18 protein-coding genes, 2 tRNA genes and 1 riboswitch are annotated in these 17,835 nt (G+C 70.4%); of the genes, 12 read left to right on the forward strand and 8 right to left on the reverse strand.

The genetic code is table 11. The annotated features are described in order from the left end of the window. The first annotated feature begins 161 nt into the window (after positions 1-161). Positions 162-234, forward strand: a tRNA-Lys gene (locus tag ACFV9O_RS24295). Between the two features lie 39 nt (positions 235-273). Here ACFV9O_RS24295 and ACFV9O_RS24300 read toward each other — a convergent pair. After that, complete coding sequence (locus ACFV9O_RS24300) at positions 274-669, reverse strand: hypothetical protein (RefSeq protein WP_385421121.1); 396 nt, start codon at positions 667-669, stop codon at positions 274-276. A gap of 104 nt (positions 670-773) precedes the next feature. Here ACFV9O_RS24300 and ACFV9O_RS24305 point away from each other — a divergent pair, with 104 nt between their 5' ends. Both ACFV9O_RS24305 and ACFV9O_RS24310 read left to right on the forward strand, forming a co-directional pair. Continuing rightward, the gene (locus tag ACFV9O_RS24305) at positions 774-1,286 is read left to right on the forward strand and encodes a collagen-like protein (protein ID WP_385421122.1); all 513 of its coding nucleotides are present in this window, start codon (positions 774-776) and stop codon (positions 1,284-1,286) included. Positions 1,287-1,469: 183 nt separating this feature from the next. Next, positions 1,470-2,669, forward strand: a complete 1,200-nt coding sequence (locus ACFV9O_RS24310) for a Fic family protein (RefSeq protein WP_385421124.1) — start codon at positions 1,470-1,472, stop codon at positions 2,667-2,669. 90 nt (positions 2,670-2,759) lie between these two features. On the opposite strand, the gene ACFV9O_RS24315 is transcribed toward ACFV9O_RS24310, so the two are convergent. Beyond that, positions 2,760-3,515, reverse strand: a complete 756-nt coding sequence (locus ACFV9O_RS24315; RefSeq protein WP_385421125.1) for an XRE family transcriptional regulator — start codon at positions 3,513-3,515, stop codon at positions 2,760-2,762. Positions 3,516-3,820: 305 nt separating this feature from the next. On the opposite strand from ACFV9O_RS24315, the gene ACFV9O_RS24320 reads away from it, so the two are divergent. From ACFV9O_RS24320 to ACFV9O_RS24330, 3 genes are all read left to right on the forward strand, one after another. Beyond that, positions 3,821-4,030 carry a hypothetical protein gene (locus ACFV9O_RS24320; RefSeq protein ID WP_385421126.1) on the forward strand — a complete coding sequence of 70 codons (210 nt, stop codon included), beginning with the start codon at positions 3,821-3,823 and terminating at the stop codon, positions 4,028-4,030. Between the two features lie 61 nt (positions 4,031-4,091). Then, positions 4,092-4,493, forward strand: coding sequence for a glycine-rich domain-containing protein (locus ACFV9O_RS24325; protein WP_385421128.1), 402 nt, complete (start codon positions 4,092-4,094; stop codon positions 4,491-4,493). A gap of 63 nt (positions 4,494-4,556) precedes the next feature. After that, positions 4,557-5,207 (forward strand): class I SAM-dependent DNA methyltransferase, encoded by a 651-nt coding sequence (locus tag ACFV9O_RS24330; protein WP_385421130.1) that lies wholly within the window; start codon positions 4,557-4,559, stop codon positions 5,205-5,207. 619 nt (positions 5,208-5,826) lie between these two features. Here ACFV9O_RS24330 and ACFV9O_RS24335 read toward each other — a convergent pair. Both ACFV9O_RS24335 and ACFV9O_RS24340 read right to left on the reverse strand, forming a co-directional pair. Continuing rightward, positions 5,827-6,654, reverse strand: coding sequence for a leucine-rich repeat domain-containing protein (locus ACFV9O_RS24335; protein WP_385421132.1), 828 nt, complete (start codon positions 6,652-6,654; stop codon positions 5,827-5,829). A gap of 102 nt (positions 6,655-6,756) precedes the next feature. After that, positions 6,757-7,350, reverse strand: coding sequence for a TetR/AcrR family transcriptional regulator (locus ACFV9O_RS24340; RefSeq protein WP_385421133.1), 594 nt, complete (start codon positions 7,348-7,350; stop codon positions 6,757-6,759). Positions 7,351-7,418: 68 nt separating this feature from the next. Between ACFV9O_RS24340 and ACFV9O_RS24345 the strand changes: the two genes are divergently transcribed. The 6 genes from ACFV9O_RS24345 (at position 7,419) to ACFV9O_RS24370 (ending at position 12,214) form a co-directional block, all read left to right on the forward strand. Further along, positions 7,419-7,907 carry an FBP domain-containing protein gene (locus ACFV9O_RS24345; protein WP_385421135.1) on the forward strand — a complete coding sequence of 163 codons (489 nt, stop codon included), beginning with the start codon at positions 7,419-7,421 and terminating at the stop codon, positions 7,905-7,907. An 83-nt stretch (positions 7,908-7,990) separates the two neighbouring features. After that, the gene (locus ACFV9O_RS24350) at positions 7,991-8,191 is read left to right on the forward strand and encodes a DUF5988 family protein (protein ID WP_385421137.1); all 201 of its coding nucleotides are present in this window, start codon (positions 7,991-7,993) and stop codon (positions 8,189-8,191) included. 173 nt (positions 8,192-8,364) lie between these two features. After that, positions 8,365-8,438, forward strand: a tRNA-Met gene (locus ACFV9O_RS24355). A gap of 138 nt (positions 8,439-8,576) precedes the next feature. Continuing rightward, the gene (locus ACFV9O_RS24360) at positions 8,577-9,326 is read left to right on the forward strand and encodes a TipAS antibiotic-recognition domain-containing protein (protein ID WP_385421139.1); all 750 of its coding nucleotides are present in this window, start codon (positions 8,577-8,579) and stop codon (positions 9,324-9,326) included. Positions 9,327-9,684: 358 nt separating this feature from the next. Then, entirely contained in the window at positions 9,685-10,794 is a 1,110-nt protein-coding gene (locus ACFV9O_RS24365) for a PP2C family protein-serine/threonine phosphatase (protein WP_385421157.1), read from the forward strand. Between the two features lie 214 nt (positions 10,795-11,008). After that, positions 11,009-11,144: riboswitch (cyclic di-AMP (ydaO/yuaA leader) on the forward strand. 11 nt (positions 11,145-11,155) lie between these two features. After that, positions 11,156-12,214 (forward strand): M23 family metallopeptidase, encoded by a 1,059-nt coding sequence (locus ACFV9O_RS24370; RefSeq protein WP_385421140.1) that lies wholly within the window; start codon positions 11,156-11,158, stop codon positions 12,212-12,214. Between the two features lie 262 nt (positions 12,215-12,476). On the opposite strand, the gene ACFV9O_RS24375 is transcribed toward ACFV9O_RS24370, so the two are convergent. The 4 genes from ACFV9O_RS24375 to ACFV9O_RS24390 all read right to left on the reverse strand — a co-directional run bounded on the left by ACFV9O_RS24375 (position 12,477) and on the right by ACFV9O_RS24390 (position 17,574). Further along, positions 12,477-13,814 (reverse strand): PrsW family intramembrane metalloprotease, encoded by a 1,338-nt coding sequence (locus tag ACFV9O_RS24375; RefSeq protein WP_385421141.1) that lies wholly within the window; start codon positions 13,812-13,814, stop codon positions 12,477-12,479. An 85-nt stretch (positions 13,815-13,899) separates the two neighbouring features. Then, a complete protein-coding gene (gene trmB, locus ACFV9O_RS24380; RefSeq protein WP_385421158.1) occupies positions 13,900-14,676 on the reverse strand; it encodes a tRNA (guanosine(46)-N7)-methyltransferase TrmB in 777 nt (258 codons plus the stop codon). 121 nt (positions 14,677-14,797) lie between these two features. Continuing rightward, positions 14,798-16,003, reverse strand: a complete 1,206-nt coding sequence (gene lhgO, locus ACFV9O_RS24385) for an L-2-hydroxyglutarate oxidase (protein WP_385421143.1) — start codon at positions 16,001-16,003, stop codon at positions 14,798-14,800. Positions 16,004-16,089: 86 nt separating this feature from the next. Continuing rightward, positions 16,090-17,574, reverse strand: coding sequence for an MFS transporter (locus ACFV9O_RS24390; protein WP_385421145.1), 1,485 nt, complete (start codon positions 17,572-17,574; stop codon positions 16,090-16,092). Positions 17,575-17,835 lie beyond the last annotated feature (261 nt).

Raw genomic sequence — 17,835 nt, forward strand, 5'->3', positions numbered from 1 at the left:
TTGTGTCTCCCCCCCGGGCGGGGGAGGGGAGAAGAGAAGCCAAAAACCCCCCCCTCCCCCCCCCCTCTGCCCCCCCCCTCCCCCTCCCCCCCGCCCCCCCACCGCCGATACCCGATCGGCTGGTCGGTGCGGTCCGGCTATGCTCAGGGGTGTTGTGCCGAGGGCCGTTAGCTCAATTGGCAGAGCAGCGGACTTTTAATCCGTTGGTTGTGGGTTCGAGTCCCACACGGCCTACCGCGAAGCGCCTGGTCAGAGAGATTCTGGCCGGGCGCTTCACTCGTTCCCGGGCTCCTGCGTGAGCGGTGCGTGAGCGGACGTGTCGTTGAGGGCCTTCCGGGCACGGGGGACGACCGCCGCCGCGCGCTCCGTCAGCTCCTCCTCCGCTTCCCGGAACAAGGTCATGTACGTGTCCGAGGTGAGCGTGATCGTCGAGTGCCGCAGCTTCACTTTCGCGTCGTGCAAGTCGCCGCCGGCCGCCTTGATGAGCGCCGCTGCGCCGTGCCGCAGATCGCGGAGGTTGATCGGCGGCAGATCCGTCTCCGCGACGATCCGACGGAAGGTCTCCGACACCGTCTCGGGGTGCAGCCACTCACCGGACTCCGTCGTGAAGACCTTGCCCGTGTCGGTCCACGGCAGGCCCTTCTCCAGCTGCGCGTCGCGCTCCGCCACCTGGCGGAGCCTGTGCGCCTGCAGAACGGCCGCGACTGCGTGGCTGGCAGGGAGACGTCCTCGCTGTCGGGGGCGCGCTCCTTGCCGGAGCCGCGTTCCTCACGGTGCAGGACCTCGCCGCGGACCTGCGCGAGGCGAACCAGGCCCGCGACGCGCTCGCCGCCCAGGTACAGCAGTTGGGCGCGAAGCCTGTCGCTGGGCCGCCCGGCAGCCGAGGCCAGCCGGGGCAGAGCATCACCGGCCCGCGTGGCCCGCAGGGCGAGAAGGGCGATCCTGGGGAACCGGCGCCGACCATCACCCCCAGCCCGGGGGCACCCGGAGCGCCGGGTGAGGACGGAGCCGACGGCTCGGACTCGACGGTGCCCGGCCCGCAGGGTCCTCCGGGTGAGCCCGGGGCGGACTCGACCGTGCCAGGGCCGGCGGGACCCCAGGGGCCACCAGGCGAGGATGGCAAGGACGGCCGCGACGGGCAGAGCTGCCCGACCGGCTACAGCTGGCAGGCACCGCCCGGCGACCCCGACGCGCTCGTCTGCAGGAAGGACGGGGCCCCGCCGCCCGAGCAGGGCCCCGGCCCGCTGTCCCTCGGCCTCGACCCGTACCGCCGCCAGTACCCATGACACGAAGCGCCCCCTGCCTGATCCCTCACGGGGTCGGGCAGGGGGCGCTTTGGCGTCTGTGCGGCGGACAGGCTAGCCCTCTTTGAACCCCGCATTGATGCCCTGTACAGTGGACAAAAAATGGGGACACAATCGAATAGAGGCCTGTGACCTGCAGAGATGCAGTCACAGAAGGGGACAAAGATGCGGACATATGAGCAGACGCATCCATGGATCACGTTCAACCTCAACCTAGAACGCGACCTCAACGAGAAGTGCTGGCTCCTGTTGGGCGAGTCGATTTCCAAGCTCGACCACATCGCCGGAGTCCCTCTGCAGCCCGACATCGCAGCCGAGCTGAACACCATCTTCCTGTCCAAGGGCGCACACGCCACCACCCAGATTGAAGGCAACACACTCTCCGAAGAGCAGGTGCGCCGCCGGGTCGACCACGACCTCGACCTGCCGCCCTCGCAGGAGTACCTCGGCCAGGAGATCGACAACGTCGTCGCCGGGTACAACCGCATCACAAGCGATCTCACACAGGGGGATCTCACCGACCTCACCCCCGAGCGGATCCGCATGTTCAACACATACGTGCTCAAGGACCTGCTCAGAGAGGGAGACGGCAAGCCCGGCGAGATCCGCACCACCAGCGTCACCGTGGGCAACGTCTACCGCGGCGCTCCGGCCGAGGACTGTGCCTACCTTCTGGACAAGCTATGCGGCTGGCTGGCCGAGCTGCGGGACGTATCGGTCGGCACAGCCTACGAACGGCCGGTCGCCATCCTGTCCGCCCTCATGGCGCACCTTTACATCACCTGGATTCATCCCTTCGAGGACGGCAACGGCCGCACTGCACGCCTTGTCGAGTACCAGCTGCTCCTGCAGGCCGGAGCCCCCGCCGTCGCCGCTCACGTAATAGCCGACCATTACAACAAAACCCGCACCGCCTACTACCGGGAGCTGCACAGGACCAGCCGCGAGCCTTACTCGCCAACCGGCCTGGTCGAGTACTCGCTCCAGGGTTTCGTCGACGGTCTCCGGCAACAGCTTGTGCTGATCCAGGAGCAGCAGCTGACGGTGACCTGGCATCACTTCGTCCATGATGTATACGGCAAGGACACGCCAGCCAGCTCGCGGCAGAGGAAGCTGCTCCTTGCTCTGCCCTACGAAAGTTGGACCCCGAAGGGTGACATCCGAACCCTTCTGGGTACACGAATTGCCCTGCTGTACGCAGACAAGGACGACAAGACGATCACTCGCGACGTGAACGCGCTGGAACAGGCGGGGCTGCTCATGACATCAAGGCGAGGTGTCATCACGATCATGAAGCCGCGCATTGATCGGCTCTTGGCCTTCACGTCCCCATCAGGCCGCCCTCCGATCGGCAATCAGCCCTGACGCCCCGCGTGCCTGATGCCGCTGAACACATGACGCCCCCTGCTTGATCCCTCTCAGGTTCAGGCAGGGGGCGCATTCGTGCGTCCAGGCTCAGGCAGTGGGCCGCTTGTTGTACGCCTCCAGCGTTGCCTTGTTCGTCGACGCGTCCTGGAACACCAGCTCCCACGGGCCGGTGTTCACGTCGAACTCCTTACCGAAGCCGACCCACTTGCCGGTCATGCGCCGCCCGGTCGGCTCGACGAGCAGCTGAATCGCCCCGTGGTAGCGGGCGCCCCGGTAGTAGCCCTCGGTCGCGGTCTGTTCCGTCCAGGTGCCGGTGGCGACGTGGCCGTCGACTTCCAGGTCCATGGTCAGCGGGCTGTCGGACGAGCCGGGCAGGCTGCGCACGGTGAGCCGGTTGCCGTGCTGGAGCACGACCACGTAGTGCTGCCCGGTGTATGCCGAGTCGCGGCCGCTGGAGAAGTACTCGTAGCGGGACAGCCACACCCCGGAGTAGTTCCGGTGGGCGCTCTGCGGCTCGGCCTGCGGGGTGGTGGCCGCGGGCGCGATGCCGTTCGTGGACGCCTCGACGTCGTGGCCGCCGTGGCCGTCCTCGGAGACCCGAGCGGCCGCCGCGGCGAAGCCCAGGGACTCTATGGGCAGGCCGGTGACGGACTCGAGGGCGCGGGCGTAGACGGGGCGGGGTGAGGTGGTCACCCCGGATTCCCAGCGTTGCACGAGTCGCTTGTTGGCGTCGTTGGGCTGGCCCGCGCGGGTGCCGGCATCTCGCACGGCGCGGGCGAAGTCGTCTTGGGACATGAGCAGGCCGAGGCGGACTGCTCGCAGTGCGCTGTTCGGTGTGGCCATGAGAGCAAGGTAGCCTCAACCACCCTGGAATGACACCGAAATGACGCCCCGTGTGTCGTCGGTTTGACGCCTGCACTGACGCCGCGCAACTCTCTGTGGTCACGCCATGGTAAATCCGTGACGACGACAGGTAACGGCTCATCACATCGCGGCCTGACCATCAGCGTTTACCGGGTCAACCCCGAGACGAAGGCACGAACGCCCGTCAAGGAGTGCATCCTCCCGGCCACTGATCAGCCAGCGTTCTCCGTCGCCTTACCGGCATGCGCCTGCGCACGCTGCCTCGGCAAGGAAAGCGGGACGCGATGAGCCCCATGTGGGACGAGGAGCCCGAGTACGACGAGGGCTTCTGCGCCGCCTGCGGTCGCCATACCGAGAAGGGCATCGTCACCTGGGTGCCCCGGATGTCAGCCGCCGACGTGCGCCTGATCGTGCACGCCAACCCTGCCGACTGCCCGCCGAACGTCACGCCGACGTCCTCAACCGAGGACACGTCCACACAGGAGGAAGCATGACCATCGCGTTGGAGCGTCCCGTGGGCATCACCGACCCGGCACCCTGGTCGACACCGAGGTGATGAAGCGGCTCACCGCCCGCATCACCAAGGAGCACGCCGACATCGACGAGCCGATGGCCCGCCGCATCGTCGCCCAGACAGCCGCGTTCCTCGCCGCCGGCGCGCACAGCCCCGGGCAGCGGCTGGTGCCGAGCAAGCTGGTCGACATCGGCTGGCACACGTTCATCCTGCACACCGTCGACTACGCCGCCTTCTGCGAGCGGGTCGCCGGACGGTTCGTGCACCACGTACCCGACGACGAGATCGAGGCTGACGGCCGCGACTCCAAGACGGGCGAGCCGCTGCGTAATACGGTGACCGCAATGACCGCCGCAGGCCTCACCGTGGATCACGACCTGTGGCCCACATCGGCCACCTGCGGCCAGTGCCACGCCGGATGCCACGACAGCCCCAAGAAGTAACCCACCTTGCGGCCGCCCGGTGATCCCCTACCGGGCGGCCGCCCGGCGTGAAAGGCCAGCACGTTGACCGACACCATCGCGTGGGACGTGTACGCGAAGAGCAGCAAGCAGCGCCGCCAGGTGAACGCTGCCGGCCAGACCACCTGGTTCAACTGGACCCAGTACCCCGACCACGGCCCTGGCGCGGAGATCCTCGATATCGGCCTCGGCTCAGCCGTGCTCGAGCTCGGCTGCGGCACCGGCGGCAACCTCGCCCACCTGGCCACCCTCGGCACCTGTGCGATCGGTGTCGACGTCTCTCCCGCCCAGCTCGCCATTGCCAAGGATCGCTGGGGCTACATGTCCAGCCTGGAGTGGGAGCACGCGGAGGCGGTCGCCTACCTCACTCAGACCGGCGAGGAGTTCGACGCCGTGTTCTCCGTGTTCGGCGCGGCCTGGTTCACCGACCCTGACGTGCTGCTGCCTCTGGTCCGCAAGCGGCTCCGCCCGGGCGGCGTGTTCGCCTTCTCCCACCGGCCGGCCATCGAAGGCTGCTACGGCCGTCAGGCCGCCTTCATCAACCGCTCCGAGAACGAGGACCCGCGCTGGGACTACGAGCCCGACCGCTGGGTCGGGATCCTGGCCGAGCACGGCTTCACCGCCACCGCCGAGGTGCTGCCGGCCCCGCCCGGGGACCGGACGGTCGGCACCCTGCTCGTTCACGCTCAGGCGTAGAGCCACCGAACCGCCCCGGCCGGCCACCGTCCCGGCTGGCCGGGGCTTCCTTGTGGCGAGAAATCTTCGACTCGTCGCGACGGGCGGGCCGCCCTCACACGTAGAGCAGGTGGAGCTTTCCCCGGGCTCCAAACGGCCCCGGCCAGCGTCCCCCCCGTCGCTGGCCGGGGCTTCTTCATGTCCACGGCTGGGGCGTTGCCGTGCACTATGCAGTACGGAACAATGGTCGTAACGCCAGGTCAGACCGCATCGGAAGCGCAGGATTGCGTGAGCGGTGCGTGAGCGGTGCGTGAGCGGAGGTCCCGGAGCGGCCCAGAATTACCGGAGTTGCCCGGACTAACACGCCTCGTTATCCAGGGGTTTTCGGGGCTCCCGGAGTCAGCCGGAGTGGCCCGGCGCAAGACCCCAGGACTTTTAATCCGTTGGTTGTGGGTTCGAGTCCCACACGGCCTACCGCCGGCAGGGCCGGGGGAAACCTCCCTGACCTGCTACGAAGCGCCCCGACCGGTTCCGTCCGGCCGGGGCGCTTCGTCGTTGCCGGCCTCGTTGCCGGCCCCGCACGTAAGCCGTGCACCAGCACGCTCGGACAGCGCCGTACCTGGGGCAGGGGCCGGGGGCCTCAATCGGCCCGGGGCTGATCCACGTCCCCGCCGCCCTTGTGGGGCCCAGGCGCGTAGCCGTCGGCACCCGGCGGCAGCGCGGCGACGCATTCGGCCGAGCAGGCGTTGACCAGCAGAGGCAGGACGTCGGTGGCGACCACGAGGGATATCCACACCTGGTGGAGTTCGGCGCCTTCCATCGGGCAGTCGCAGACACTGCATGTGCGGATCGCCGTCGCGCCCCACGCCGTCGGGTCGAGCGTGCCGAGGCTGCCGTTCGGGGTGGGGTCCCCCTCTGCCGACAGGCGGGGGAACGGCGGGCGCAGCTTGAAGTTGCCGAACAGTGAGCGGGTGCTGACCGTGCTCCTGGTGAGCTTCGTGCAGCGGGTGATCTCGTACGGGAACCAGTGCAGACGGTGCGAGGTGTACGGAGTGAACTCCTCCAGGTTCGTCATCCCTCCGATCTCCGGAGGAATCCGTACCAGGTTGCTGCCGTAGAGCATCAGGTGCTTCACCGCGGTCAGCCGGCCGATGGTCGGGGGAAGCGTGATGACGTCGCGCCGCTCCAGCGGGCTGAGCCCGTGGAGAGGACTGAACTCCTCTCTGCCGTCCGCGACGGCCTCGTCGACGTTGTCGAGCAGACGCCGCCACCCGGGCGACGACGTGTCCTGCAGTTCCGCATGGAATCCGACGGGGTCCTGCCGGTTCGCCCTGTGCTGACTGAAGCAGGTGCACTGCTCCTTGTGGACGGGGCGTCCGTCGGGTCCGAACCACTCGGACTGCTGGTTCGCGCTGTCGGCGTGGTTCGCGGGCGGGACGGGCGCCGCGGGCTCGGGCTCGGGATTCATGCGGACAAGATAGGAGCTGCGCAAGGCAATCGCATCGCCTTGGGCGGCAACAGAGCTGCACTGCCGGGCGGTTTCGACGTCCGGACCCCGTGCGAGCCGACGTCAGGGCCGAGTTGGGGGAGTTTCCGCGCGCGGCCAGTGCTCCAGCAGGACGTGCAGCGCCTCGACCGTCCGCTCCCAGGACGCCTGTACGTCGCGGGGGGCCCCGAAGCCGCCCGTCGCCTCGAGGCTGCTGAAGCCGTGGAAGGTGCTGCGCAGCAGGCGGACGGCGTCGGTCAGGTCCGGTTCGGAGAGGCCGTAGGCGCGGAGCATGGCGTACGTGGTCTCGATGGTGCGGCGGTGGGCGGGCGAAGCGGCGACGACCGCGGGGTCGAACTGGATCTGGGCCGCCGCGTAGCGGCCCGGACGGTCGAGGGCGAAGGCGCGGTAGGCCTGGGCGAAGGCCGTCAGCGCGTCCTTTCCGGCGCGGCCCGCGACGGCCGTGGTGATGCGGTCGGCGAGTTCGGCCGTGGCGAGCACCGCGATCCGCGTGCGGAGGTCCGACAGGCTCCGGACGTGCGAGTACAGGCTCGCGTCCTTGACGCCGAGGCGGCGTGCCAGCGCGGACACCGTCACGTTGCCGAAGCCCGCCTCGTCCGCCAGGTCCGCCGCCGTTTCCACCACCCGGTCGGCCGTCAGGCCGGCACGAGCTGCCATGGGCGCCTCTCTGCCTAGGACTATTAATCTGTTGCCTAATATATCTAGGCATGCCTAGCGTCGGCGATATGAAGGCACTGACCGAACAGGACATCCGCGCATCGTTCGTCAACTGCTCGAAGGGCGAGGCCAAGCGGCTGGCCGTGCCCCGCGATCTCGCGGAGCGCCCCTGGGACGACCTGGACTTCCTGGGGTGGCGTGATCCCGGCGCGCCCGACCGCAGCTATGTCGTCGCCGAGCGGGACGGCCGGCTCATCGGGGTGGCCCTGCGCTTCCCGGCCCGGCAGCGGGGCTATCTGCATCGCAGCATGTGCTCACTGTGTCTGACGACCCACCCCGGGGACGGCGTCTCGCTCATGACGGCCCGCAGGACCGGCCAGGCGGGCCGCGACGGGAACTCGGTCGGCCTGTACATGTGCACCGACCTTGACTGCTCCCTCTACGTACGCGGCAGGAAGCAGGCGGTGCCCGGAGGGCGTCTCCAGGAGTCGCTCACGGTGGCGGAGCAGATCGAACGGACCAGGGCGAATCTGTGCGCGTTTCTCGACCGGCTGTGACGCGATCCGGCCTGATGTTGCCTGATGTGGCCTGACGAGGCGCATGAGGTGCATGGAGTACCAGTCCCGGGAAAACTGGACGTATGACTAGCAAGGCACTCCTGGAGGGTGGCCCGGACGACCTGGCAGGACAGATCGTCCCGATCACGCCTCCCGGACAAGAGCTGAAGATCCCGCACCGCGGTGGCTACGAGCACTTCAAGGTCACGTCGCGCCATGAGGACAGCCCGGAGGGGCGGCTGCCCGTGTACGAGTGGTGGGAACGCACGGAAGTCGCCGAGTAGGCCCACGGACGGCGTGGGGACACGAGCGCAAGAACCCGGCCGGGTGGCCGGTGAAGGGCCGGTGACCGGTGTGATGTGGGCTGCCCGGAACGGTGCCTGACCGCCTCGGGACGGCTCACGATCGTCAATTGGAGTGGATCTTGCTCCCGATGGCGTAAGGTGGTGTTCACCGACGCGGGGTGGAGCAGCTCGGTAGCTCGCTGGGCTCATAACCCAGAGGTCGCAGGTTCAAATCCTGTCCCCGCTACTGAACACCGAAGGCCCGGATCCTGATGGATCCGGGCCTTCGGTGTGTCTGGACCCCGTTGCCTGCCCCCAGTCGCCCTGTCGGCTCCGCCACCCCGCGCTTGACCTTTACGCAACGTCAAGTTCTAGCGTGAAAGGCATGGAGTGGTCGATCCAGGAAATCGCCAGGAAAGCCGGTACGACGAGCCGCACGCTCAGGCACTACGGAGAGCTGGGGCTGCTCGTGCCGAGCCGGATCGGCAGCAACGGCTACCGCTACTACGACCAGGACGCCCTGATCCGGCTGCAGCGCATTCTGCTGCTGCGCGAGCTGGGGCTCGGGCTGCCGGCCATCGCGCAGGTCCTGGAAGGACAGCGGGACACGGCCGCCGCCCTGCGCACCCATCTGAGGCTGCTGGAGCAGGAGCGGGAGCGCATCGGGCGGCAGATCGCCTCGGTGCGGACCACTCTCGACCGCACGGAGAGAGGAGAGGAACTCATGGCGGAAGAAGTCTTCGACGGCTTCGACCACACCCAGTACGAGGAGGAGGTGACCCGGCGCTGGGGCCGCGACGCGTACGAGAAGGGCGACCGCTGGTGGCGCTCGCTCAGCGCGGAGGAGAAGAAGGCCTTCCAGGACCGGCAGGCCGGGATCGCCCGTGACTTCGGGCAGGCGTTCAAGGACGGTCTCGCGCCGGACAGCGACGAGGCGCAGGCGATCGCACAGCGGCAGATCGAGTGGCTGTCGGTGACGGTCACGCCGACGAAGTCGTACGTCATCGGGCTCGGCGAGATGTATGTCGCCGACCCGCGCTTCACGGCGAACTACGACCGGCACGGCGAGGGCACGGCTGAGTTCGTGCGCGACGCGATGAAGGTGTACGCGGAGCGCAACCTCAGCGACGACTGAGGCCCGCACTCACGCCCGTACCCCTGATCGGGTCACCAGGAGGGCCCCCTGGTGACCACCCCCGATACGCAGCCGTCAGCCCGCCGACCCGGTGGCCGCAGCTCTGTGGCCCGGCCGACCGGCCGGGACGTAGTCCGGTTGGCCGATGGCGATTCGCCGCGCGGCCCGGCTCCGGCCAGCCTGGGTGGGGCGCGGTAGGTCCGCATCCGTGGGCGGACCGGGCAGGAGACCATCGGTGGGGCAGCGACCAGGCGAAGGCGAACGCGAAGGCGAACGCGAAGGCGACGAGGACCTCGTCGGCGACGAAAACACCGTCGACGAGAGCGCCGGCGGCGCGCCGCGCCGGGACGTCGGCCGCATGATCGTCCAGTTGCTGCCCGTGCTGCTCATCGTGGGCGGGATCTTCTTCGACCTGGCCACCCCGGCGACGTACACGGCATCGCCCCTCTTCGCCGCGTCGCCGATGGTCGCCGCTCCCTTCTTCTCCCCGTGGTACACCCTGCTGGCCGGCATCGGCGCCATCGCGGCGGAGGCGGGGCTGCAGATGTACAACGGCACCTTCACCGAGATCCCGTCCATCACCGAGCTGCTGACCGTGGTCACCGTCGCCGGGCTGGCCCTGTTCATCAACCGGGTCGTGCGCCGCGGCAGCGCGCGCCTCGCGTCCGCACGCGTCGTCGCGGAGGCCGCCCAGCGGGCCGTGCTGCCCTCGCCCGCCGAGCGGATCGGCGGGCTGCAGATCGCCGCGCGGTACGAGGCGGCGCAGGCGGACGCGTTCATCGGCGGGGACCTGTACGCCGTGCAGGACACTCCCTACGGGGTGCGGCTGGTGGTCGGGGACGTACGGGGGAAGGGGCTGAACGCGGTGGAGACGGTGGCCATCGTGCTCGGGGCGTTCCGCGAGGCGGCCGAGCAGGAGCCCTTGCTGGAGGGGGTCGCGCAACGACTGGAGCGGGCGCTGGGGCGGGAGGGCACGAGGCGCTCGGGGCTCGATGTGTTCGAGGGATTCACCACCGCCGTGCTCGCCGAGATCCCACGGGGCGACGGACACGTGCGGGTGGTCAACCGGGGCCATCCGCCGCCGCTCGTCCTCCACACGGACGGAATGCTGGTCGTGCTGGAGCCGAGCGTGCCCGCGCTGCCGCTCGGCATGGGCGGTCTCGGCACCTGGCCCGACCGGGTGGACGAGGCGGCGTTCCCGGCGGGGGCCACGCTGCTGCTCTACACGGACGGGCTGTCCGAGGCGCGCGACGCGCACGGCGTCTTCTACGATCCGCGCGAACGGCTGGGCGGCCGGATCTTCCCCGGCCCAGAGGAACTGCTGGATGCGGTCGTCGCCGACGTACTGCGGCACACGGGCGGCGCATCGACGGACGACATGGCGCTGCTGGCGGTCAGCCGGCCGGAGGAGCGGCGGCCGAAACGGCGCCGGACGATGCCGGTGGTCCCCCATCGCGACGGAACGTAATCGAAAGAGAGCCCTCCGCATAACATTTGATGCGCCGTCAGAAAGTGTGGGTCGGGTGAGGTGGGGTCAACTCGCCCGTTTCTCCCCTCTTGTGGCCGGTAAGTCCAGGCCAATGTCGTTAATGATCAGTGGGAACGGCTTGGAATAGGGCCCTGGTGTCTATTAACGTTCGATAACGCAGCGCGGTCGTCCCAGCCGTCGCAAGAGACGGCACCGTGCGCATGCGCCGAATCCCGCAAGGGAACCGGGGAACCACCAATTGGGGTGAATCGGGCACTTCCTGGTGCTCGTAGGAGACCTTCCTGCTCCGAACCCGTCAGCTAACCCGGTAGGCGAGAAGGAAGGAAAGGAGCACGCCTCCGTGGCGTCCAACGAGCCTGCCCTCCAAGAGCCGCCCACCACCGAGTGGGTTCCCACCGCAGAGTGGGGCCCCGCCGCCGGGACGGAGGAGTGGAACCCGACCGAGGAGTCCGTCCGGCCGGTCCGTGGCAGGCACCGCGTTGTCAAGCAGCGCAACGGTCTCGCCAGGAGCTCCACCGTCCTCGGTGTCGGCGTCATCGCCGCGGTCGGCGCGGGCGGCATGGCCACCGCGCAGGACAAGCCCGCGGTCTCCATATCCCTTCCCGACACCATCACGGACAACCTTCCGGACGCCAAGTCGCTGCCGGGCGTGGGCTCCCTGATCTCCGGGGAGTCCGACGAGCAGGACGGCAACGGGAACGAGGCGCCGCTCACCGCCCTCTCCGTCGCCGACACGGCGTCCGCCAAGGGCGGCGAGGAGAGCGCCACCGGCGCGGGCGAGGCACTGCGCGCCCGCATCCTCCAGCAGGCCGAGCAGCAGCAGGCCGAGGCCGACGCCGAGGCGAAGGCGGCCGCGGAGAAGGCGGCCGCCGAGAAGGCTGCGGCGGAGGCGAAGGCCCAGCAGACCGCGGCCGAGGCCGAGGCCGCGGAGGCGAAGCGGCTGGCCGAGGAGGAGGCGGCGCGCAAGGCGGAGGCCGAGCGGCTCGCCAAGCTCGCCGCGAGCTACGCACTGCCGACGTCCTCGTACACGATCACGTCGACCTTCGGCCAGGCCGGCTCGATGTGGTCCTCCGGCTACCACACCGGTCTGGACTTCGCGGCGCCCACGGGCACGCCGGCGAAGGCCGTGCACGGAGGCACCGTCAAGTCGGCGGGCTGGTCCGGGTCGTACGGCTACCGCATCGTCCTGGAGCTCGAGGACGGCACCGAGATCTGGTACTGCCACCTGTCGTCGATGACCGTCGGCGTGGGGCAGACCGTCACGACGGGCGAGACGATCGGCCGCGTCGGCGCGACCGGCAATGTCACCGGCCCGCACCTGCACCTGGAGGTGCACACCGCGGGTGGCGACGGAGTGGACCCGGCGGCGTGGCTGCGGGACAAGGGCCTCACCATCTGAGGCGTCGCTTCATCGCTTGGTCGATTCACCGAGTCGTCGGCTCAGTGAATCGCCGGTTGGCCAGGTGGCCGGTTCTCCGGTTCGCCCGACGACTCTCGATGCTCGAGTGCACGTTTCGCGTTGGCGTTCACGTTCACAGCGGCCTCGCCTGAACCCGGCTGCCCGCATCCGGGCAGCCGGTCCCGACGTCCCCCTTCTGCTCCTCGTGCTCGTACGACCCCGGCAGCCCTGGCGGCACCCCCCCGACGCCAGGGCTGTCGGCCTACCCCCGGTACGGGTTGTAGCCCCCGTAGTCCCGGTACGGCGCGGGCGCCGGCAGCCAGACCCCGCCCGTCGCCTGGGCCGCGTACGTCAGGGCCGGGGAGGCGACGTGCTTGCGCTTCCAGAGGTGGTGGAGCAGTTCCTGCTCGCGGGCCACGAAGTCCGGGCCGGCCGTGCCGCGGTGGGCGCGGTGACGCAGGAAGGCGAGGGAGGTCGCGAAGGCCTCGTACTCGGACACGGCACGGGCGGCCGCGGGGCCATGGGCACGGCCCGCCACGTCGCGGGCCATCGTGCGCGCCCGCATGGACGAGAGGGCGAGCGGCTCGGTGGGCGAGAGCCAGCCCGCCGCGGCGTACGCGGGGAGCTGGGCCGCGACCGTACGGAGCTCACGCTGCCGGGTCCACACCGCCAGCCAGGTCAGCAGCGCGAAGGCCGGCACCATGAACGCCCCGTACACCGCGTAGAAGCCCCACGGGCCGAACACCCCCGAGCCGTTCCACAGCGCGTGCATGCCCATCGCCATTGCGAGGCCGAGCAGCGGCAGCGCGGTCCTGCGGAACCTTTTCCGGCGTGCCGTGATCGCCGCGATGCCGAAGCCGATGCCCGTCAGCACGGTGAAGAGCGGATGCGCGAACGGTGACATCACGATCCGTACGAAGAAGGTCGCCGCGGTGACGGACGCGAAGCCGGAGTGGCCGAACTCCTGGTCCTCACCGAAGGCGTTGCCGAGATAGAGGATGTTCTCGGTGAAGGCGAAGCCGGTCGCGGTGAAGCCGGCCACGACGACGCCGTCGACGATCCCCGTGAAGTCCCCTCTTCGGAAGAGGAAGATAAGCAGGACGGCCGCAGCCTTCGCGCTCTCCTCCACGACCGGGGCGATGACGGTCGCACCGATCGTATCCGCGGACGTCGGATCGGCGGTCGCGGTGGCTATCCACTGGGTCGCGAACGAGTTCGCGATGATTGCCACGAGCGCGGCCGCGCAGGCGCCCCAGGCGAAGGCGAAGAGAAGGTTCCGCCAGGGGCCCGGCTCGACGCGGTCCAGCCAGCGGAACGCCGCCAGCAGCAGCGGGACCGGCAGCAGGGCGAGACCGAGGCCCACCAGGAAGCCCTCGGTGCCGGTCTGCTCGCGCACCAGCGCGAGGATGACCAGGCCGGAGAGGGCGAGCAGGGTGACGAGGATCCCGGCGCGCAGGGCCTTGCTGCGCCAGAGGGCGCGGCTGGGCCGGTAGCGCCACTGCGCACGCGCCGGCACGGCGTCGAACAGCGGCTGTTCGACGCACGCCGGGACGGCGGGGTGTGGCGCCGCCGGTTGCGGCTGCGGGGACCAGTCGGACACCCGACGACCCTAACGAGGGGCACCGACAGTGCGCGACGGTGTTACACGACAGGGCGATGTGGAGGCGCCACGCGCCCGGGCGCCGCTACCGAGCCCTGCGGCGGAACAGCAGGTCGTGCACCACATGCCCCTTGTCCAGGCCCTGTCCCTCGAACCGGGTCAGCGGCCGGAAGCCGGGACGGGGCGCGAAGCCGCCGTCCACCTGCGTGTTCTCGAAGTCGGGGTGCGCGGAGACGACCTCGAGCATCTGCTCGGCGTACGGCTCCCAGTCGGTCGCGCAGTGCAGCACCGCGCCCGGCTTCATCCGGCTCGCGGCGAGCGTGAGGAACTCGGGCTGGATCAGCCGGCGCTTGTGGTGACGCTTCTTGGGCCACGGGTCCGGGAAGTACACACGGAGCCCTTCGAGCGCGTCCGGGGTGAGCATCTCGCGGAGCAGGATGATCGCGTCACCGTTGGCCACGCGGACGTTGGTGAGGCCCATGCGGTCCGCGAGCCCGAGGAGATTGCCCTGCCCCGGGGTGTGCACGTCCACGGCGAGGATGCCGGTGCCGGGATCGGCGTCGGCCATCTGGGCGGTCGCCTCGCCCATGCCGAAACCGATCTCCAGGACGACCGGCAGCCCGTCGAACATTTCACCGAGATCGAGGGTCCGCAGCCCGTCGATGTCCAGCCCCCACATGGGCCACAGCCGCTGCAGCGCCTCGCCCTGGCCGGCGGTCACCCGGCTCCGGCGCGGCTGGAAGCTGCGGATCCGGCGCTCGTGGTGCGACCCGGCGGGATCGGCGGCGGGCCCGCCCGGAAAACGCGGCTCGCCCTTCGCGCGGGGTCCCTTGGTGGTGACGTTCTCAAACTCAGACACAATGCCCCGATTGTACGGCGCGGGCGGGGGCGAACGGGTCCCGCTCGCTGCGGGTAGGGGCGATCGAGGCCCACCGGAGCGAGGCCCACCGGACGGCGGCGCCCGGCGACCGACCGGTCGGCCGTCACGCCATGTGCGCCAGCGCCCGCCTCGCCACCTCGCGGCCGATCGGCAAGGAAGCCGTCGCCGCCGGGGAGGGTGCGTTCAGGACGTGGACCGTGCGAGGGGCCTCCTTGATCAGGAAGTCGTCCGCGAGGGTCCCGTCCCGGAGCACCGCCTGCGCCCGCACCCCCGCCGCCACCGGCCGCAGGTCGTCCTCCGTCACCGCGGGCAGCAGCCGGCGCACCGCCTCCGTGAAGGCACGCTTCGACAGCGAGCGGTGCAGTTCGCCCGCGCCGTACCGCCAGTGGCGGCGGGCGATCCGCCAGGACCCGGGCCAGCTCAGCGTCGCCGCCAGCTCGCGCGGGTGGACCGTGGACCAGCCGTATCCCTCGCGGGCGAGTGCCGGCACCGCGTTCGGACCGACGTGGATGCCGCCCTCGATGCCCCGGGTGAGGTGGACGCCGAGGAAGGGGAAGGCCGGGTCGGGCACCGGATACACCAGCCCGCGCACGAGCTCGGGGCGCACCAGCTCGTAGTACTCCCCCCGGAAGGGGACGATCCGCATCTCGGGCTCGTCGCCCGCGAGCCGCGCCACCTCGTCGCACTGCAGCCCCGCACAGTTCACGAGCGCCCGCGCCCGGACGATCCGCCCCGTGGACGTACGCACCGCGACACCCCACGGGCGCCGGTCGACGACCCGGACCTGCTCGCCGTAGAGGACCTCCGCGCCCGAAGCGCCCGAGCTCTCCGCGAGCTGAGCCGCGACCGCGCCGAAGTCGCACACCCCCGTCGTCCCGACATGGATCGCGGCGACGCCCCGGACCTGCGGCTCGTACTCGGCGATCTGCGCGGGGCCCAGCTCGCGCACCGGAATCCCGTTCTCCCTGCCGCGCTGCACGAGGGCGTGCAGCCGCGGCAGCTCCTCGCGCTCGGTGGCGACGATCAGCTTGCCGGTGACCTCGTGCGGAATGCCGTACTCCGCGCAGAACTTGACCATCTCCGCCGCGCCCTGCACGGCGAACCGCGCCTTCAGGGACCCCGGCCGGTAGTAGATCCCGCTGTGGATCACTCCGCTGTTCCGCCCGGTCTGGTGGCGCGCGGGGCCGGACTCCTTCTCCAGCACCACGACGGAGGTGCCGGGCGCGGCGCGCGTCAGGGCGTACGCCGTCGACAGGCCGATGATCCCGCCGCCGATCACCAGCACGTCGCAGTGGTATGCCGCCGTCATGACACTCCTCCCACCCCCGATAGTGCACTGGCCCACTGACAATCGCGTTAAACCAGGTGGGACACGCCACACGGGTCGGGTACGGCCTACGCCGGTGCCATCAGCAGCGGTCGTGCCCGCTCCCTCAGCTCCGCCACGCGCGGCTCGTCGCCGTACGGCTCCAGCCGGTGCAGCAGGTCCCGTACGTACTCCGTCGTACGCGCGGACGAAATCCGGCCCGCGACCTCCACCGCCCGCGTCCCCGCCGCGCACGCCGCGTCCAGGTTCCCCGACTCCAGCTCGGCCACGGCGCTCACGACAAGCCGCAGCCCGTGCGACCGTACGAACTCCTCGGTCGGCCGGGACAGCGCCTGCTCGGTGAAGCGGCGGACCTGGCGGGGGGCCTTCAGGTCGCGGTAGCACTCGGCGGCGTCCGCCGCGAAGCGGTCGTACGAGTAGAAGCCCAGCCAGGACGGGTCGGCGTCGCCGTCACGGGCGCGCTCCAGCCAGGCCTCCGCGGCCTTCAGCGCGGCACCGGCCGTGGCCGCGTCACCCGCCTTCGCATGCGCCCGGGCCTCCACCAGCCGGAAGAAGCTCATCGTGCGCGCGGTGGCGAGTCCGCGGTTGCGCTCCACGGCCGCCTGGGCCAGGTCCACGCCCTCGTCGGCGAAGCCCCGGTAGGTCGCCTGCAGCGACATCGACGCCAGCACGTACCCGCCGAGCGGGACGTCGGCGGCGGCGCGGGCGAGGCGCAGTGCCTGGATGTAGTACCGCTGGGCCGCCTCCTGCTGGCCCGTGTCGAAGGCCATCCAGCCGGCCAGCCGGGTCAGCTCCGCGGTCGCGCCGAACAGTGCGCGGCCGACCTCGTCCGAGTACGAACCGAGGAGCAGCGGCGCCGCGTCGACGCGTAAGCACTCGGGGACCATGGACGAACGCCAGTCCCCGCCACCGTACTTGGAGTCCCAGCGGCGGGCGTCCTCGGCGGCCTCGCGGAGCTTCGCGACGTCGGTGTGGCCGACGCGGACGTGGCCGTCGTCGGACGCGCTGTCCGGGGCCGCCCCGTCGGAGCCGCTGTCCGCGGATCGTTCCGCCGTGCGCTCGGTCGTGCGCTCCACGTTCCGTTCGACCGACGGGTCCGCGGGGGTTATCAGCCAGCGGGACGCGGGCGTCGCGTACGCGCTCACCGCGAAGGAACCGGCCAGCGACTGCCAGATCCCACCGCCGCCCGCCCGCCGCCCGGCCAGATCCAGCCGGTACAGCTCGGTGGCCGACTTCACCGCCTCGCCCACGTCGCGCGGGAAGGCGAGCCCGACCTCGGGGGCCGGATCGGCGTCCGCGAGGCCGATCTCGTGCAGCGGCACCGGGCGGCCCAGCTTCTGCCCGATGGCGGCGGCGATGAGATGGGGCGCGGCGCCCTGCGGCACCATGCCCTTGGAGACCCAGCGGGCCACCGAGGTCTTGTCGTAACGAAGGGTCAGACCGCGTTGTGCGCCGAGGTCGTTGACCCGCCGGGCGAGGCCGGCGTTGCTGATTCCCGCGAGGGCGAGAACGGTGCCGAGTTTGTCGTTCGGCCCGCGTTGCTCCCTGGACATGCGCCACCCCTCGACACACAGACGGCCGCCGAGGCGCCCGGTGCGGGCGCGCGCGGCATTCGTACTGCGTTCTCCCCCGGGGACGCGGCATCCACCGGCGGTTCCGCCGCGGGCCCCGGCCACCCGCGCAAGAGCGTGTGGCCGAACCCCTCGGAATATGCACCCCCCGCGGAGAACAGCAGTGACACACAGCGTAGTTCGCCGGATCCCGACCGTTAAGAGGTGGTGTTCCGTATGGCGAGATTGTTGTGCGTTTCGGGT

The organism is Streptomyces sp. NPDC059909, assembly GCF_042730885.1.
Taxonomy (GTDB): Bacteria; Actinomycetota; Actinomycetes; order Streptomycetales; family Streptomycetaceae; genus Streptomyces.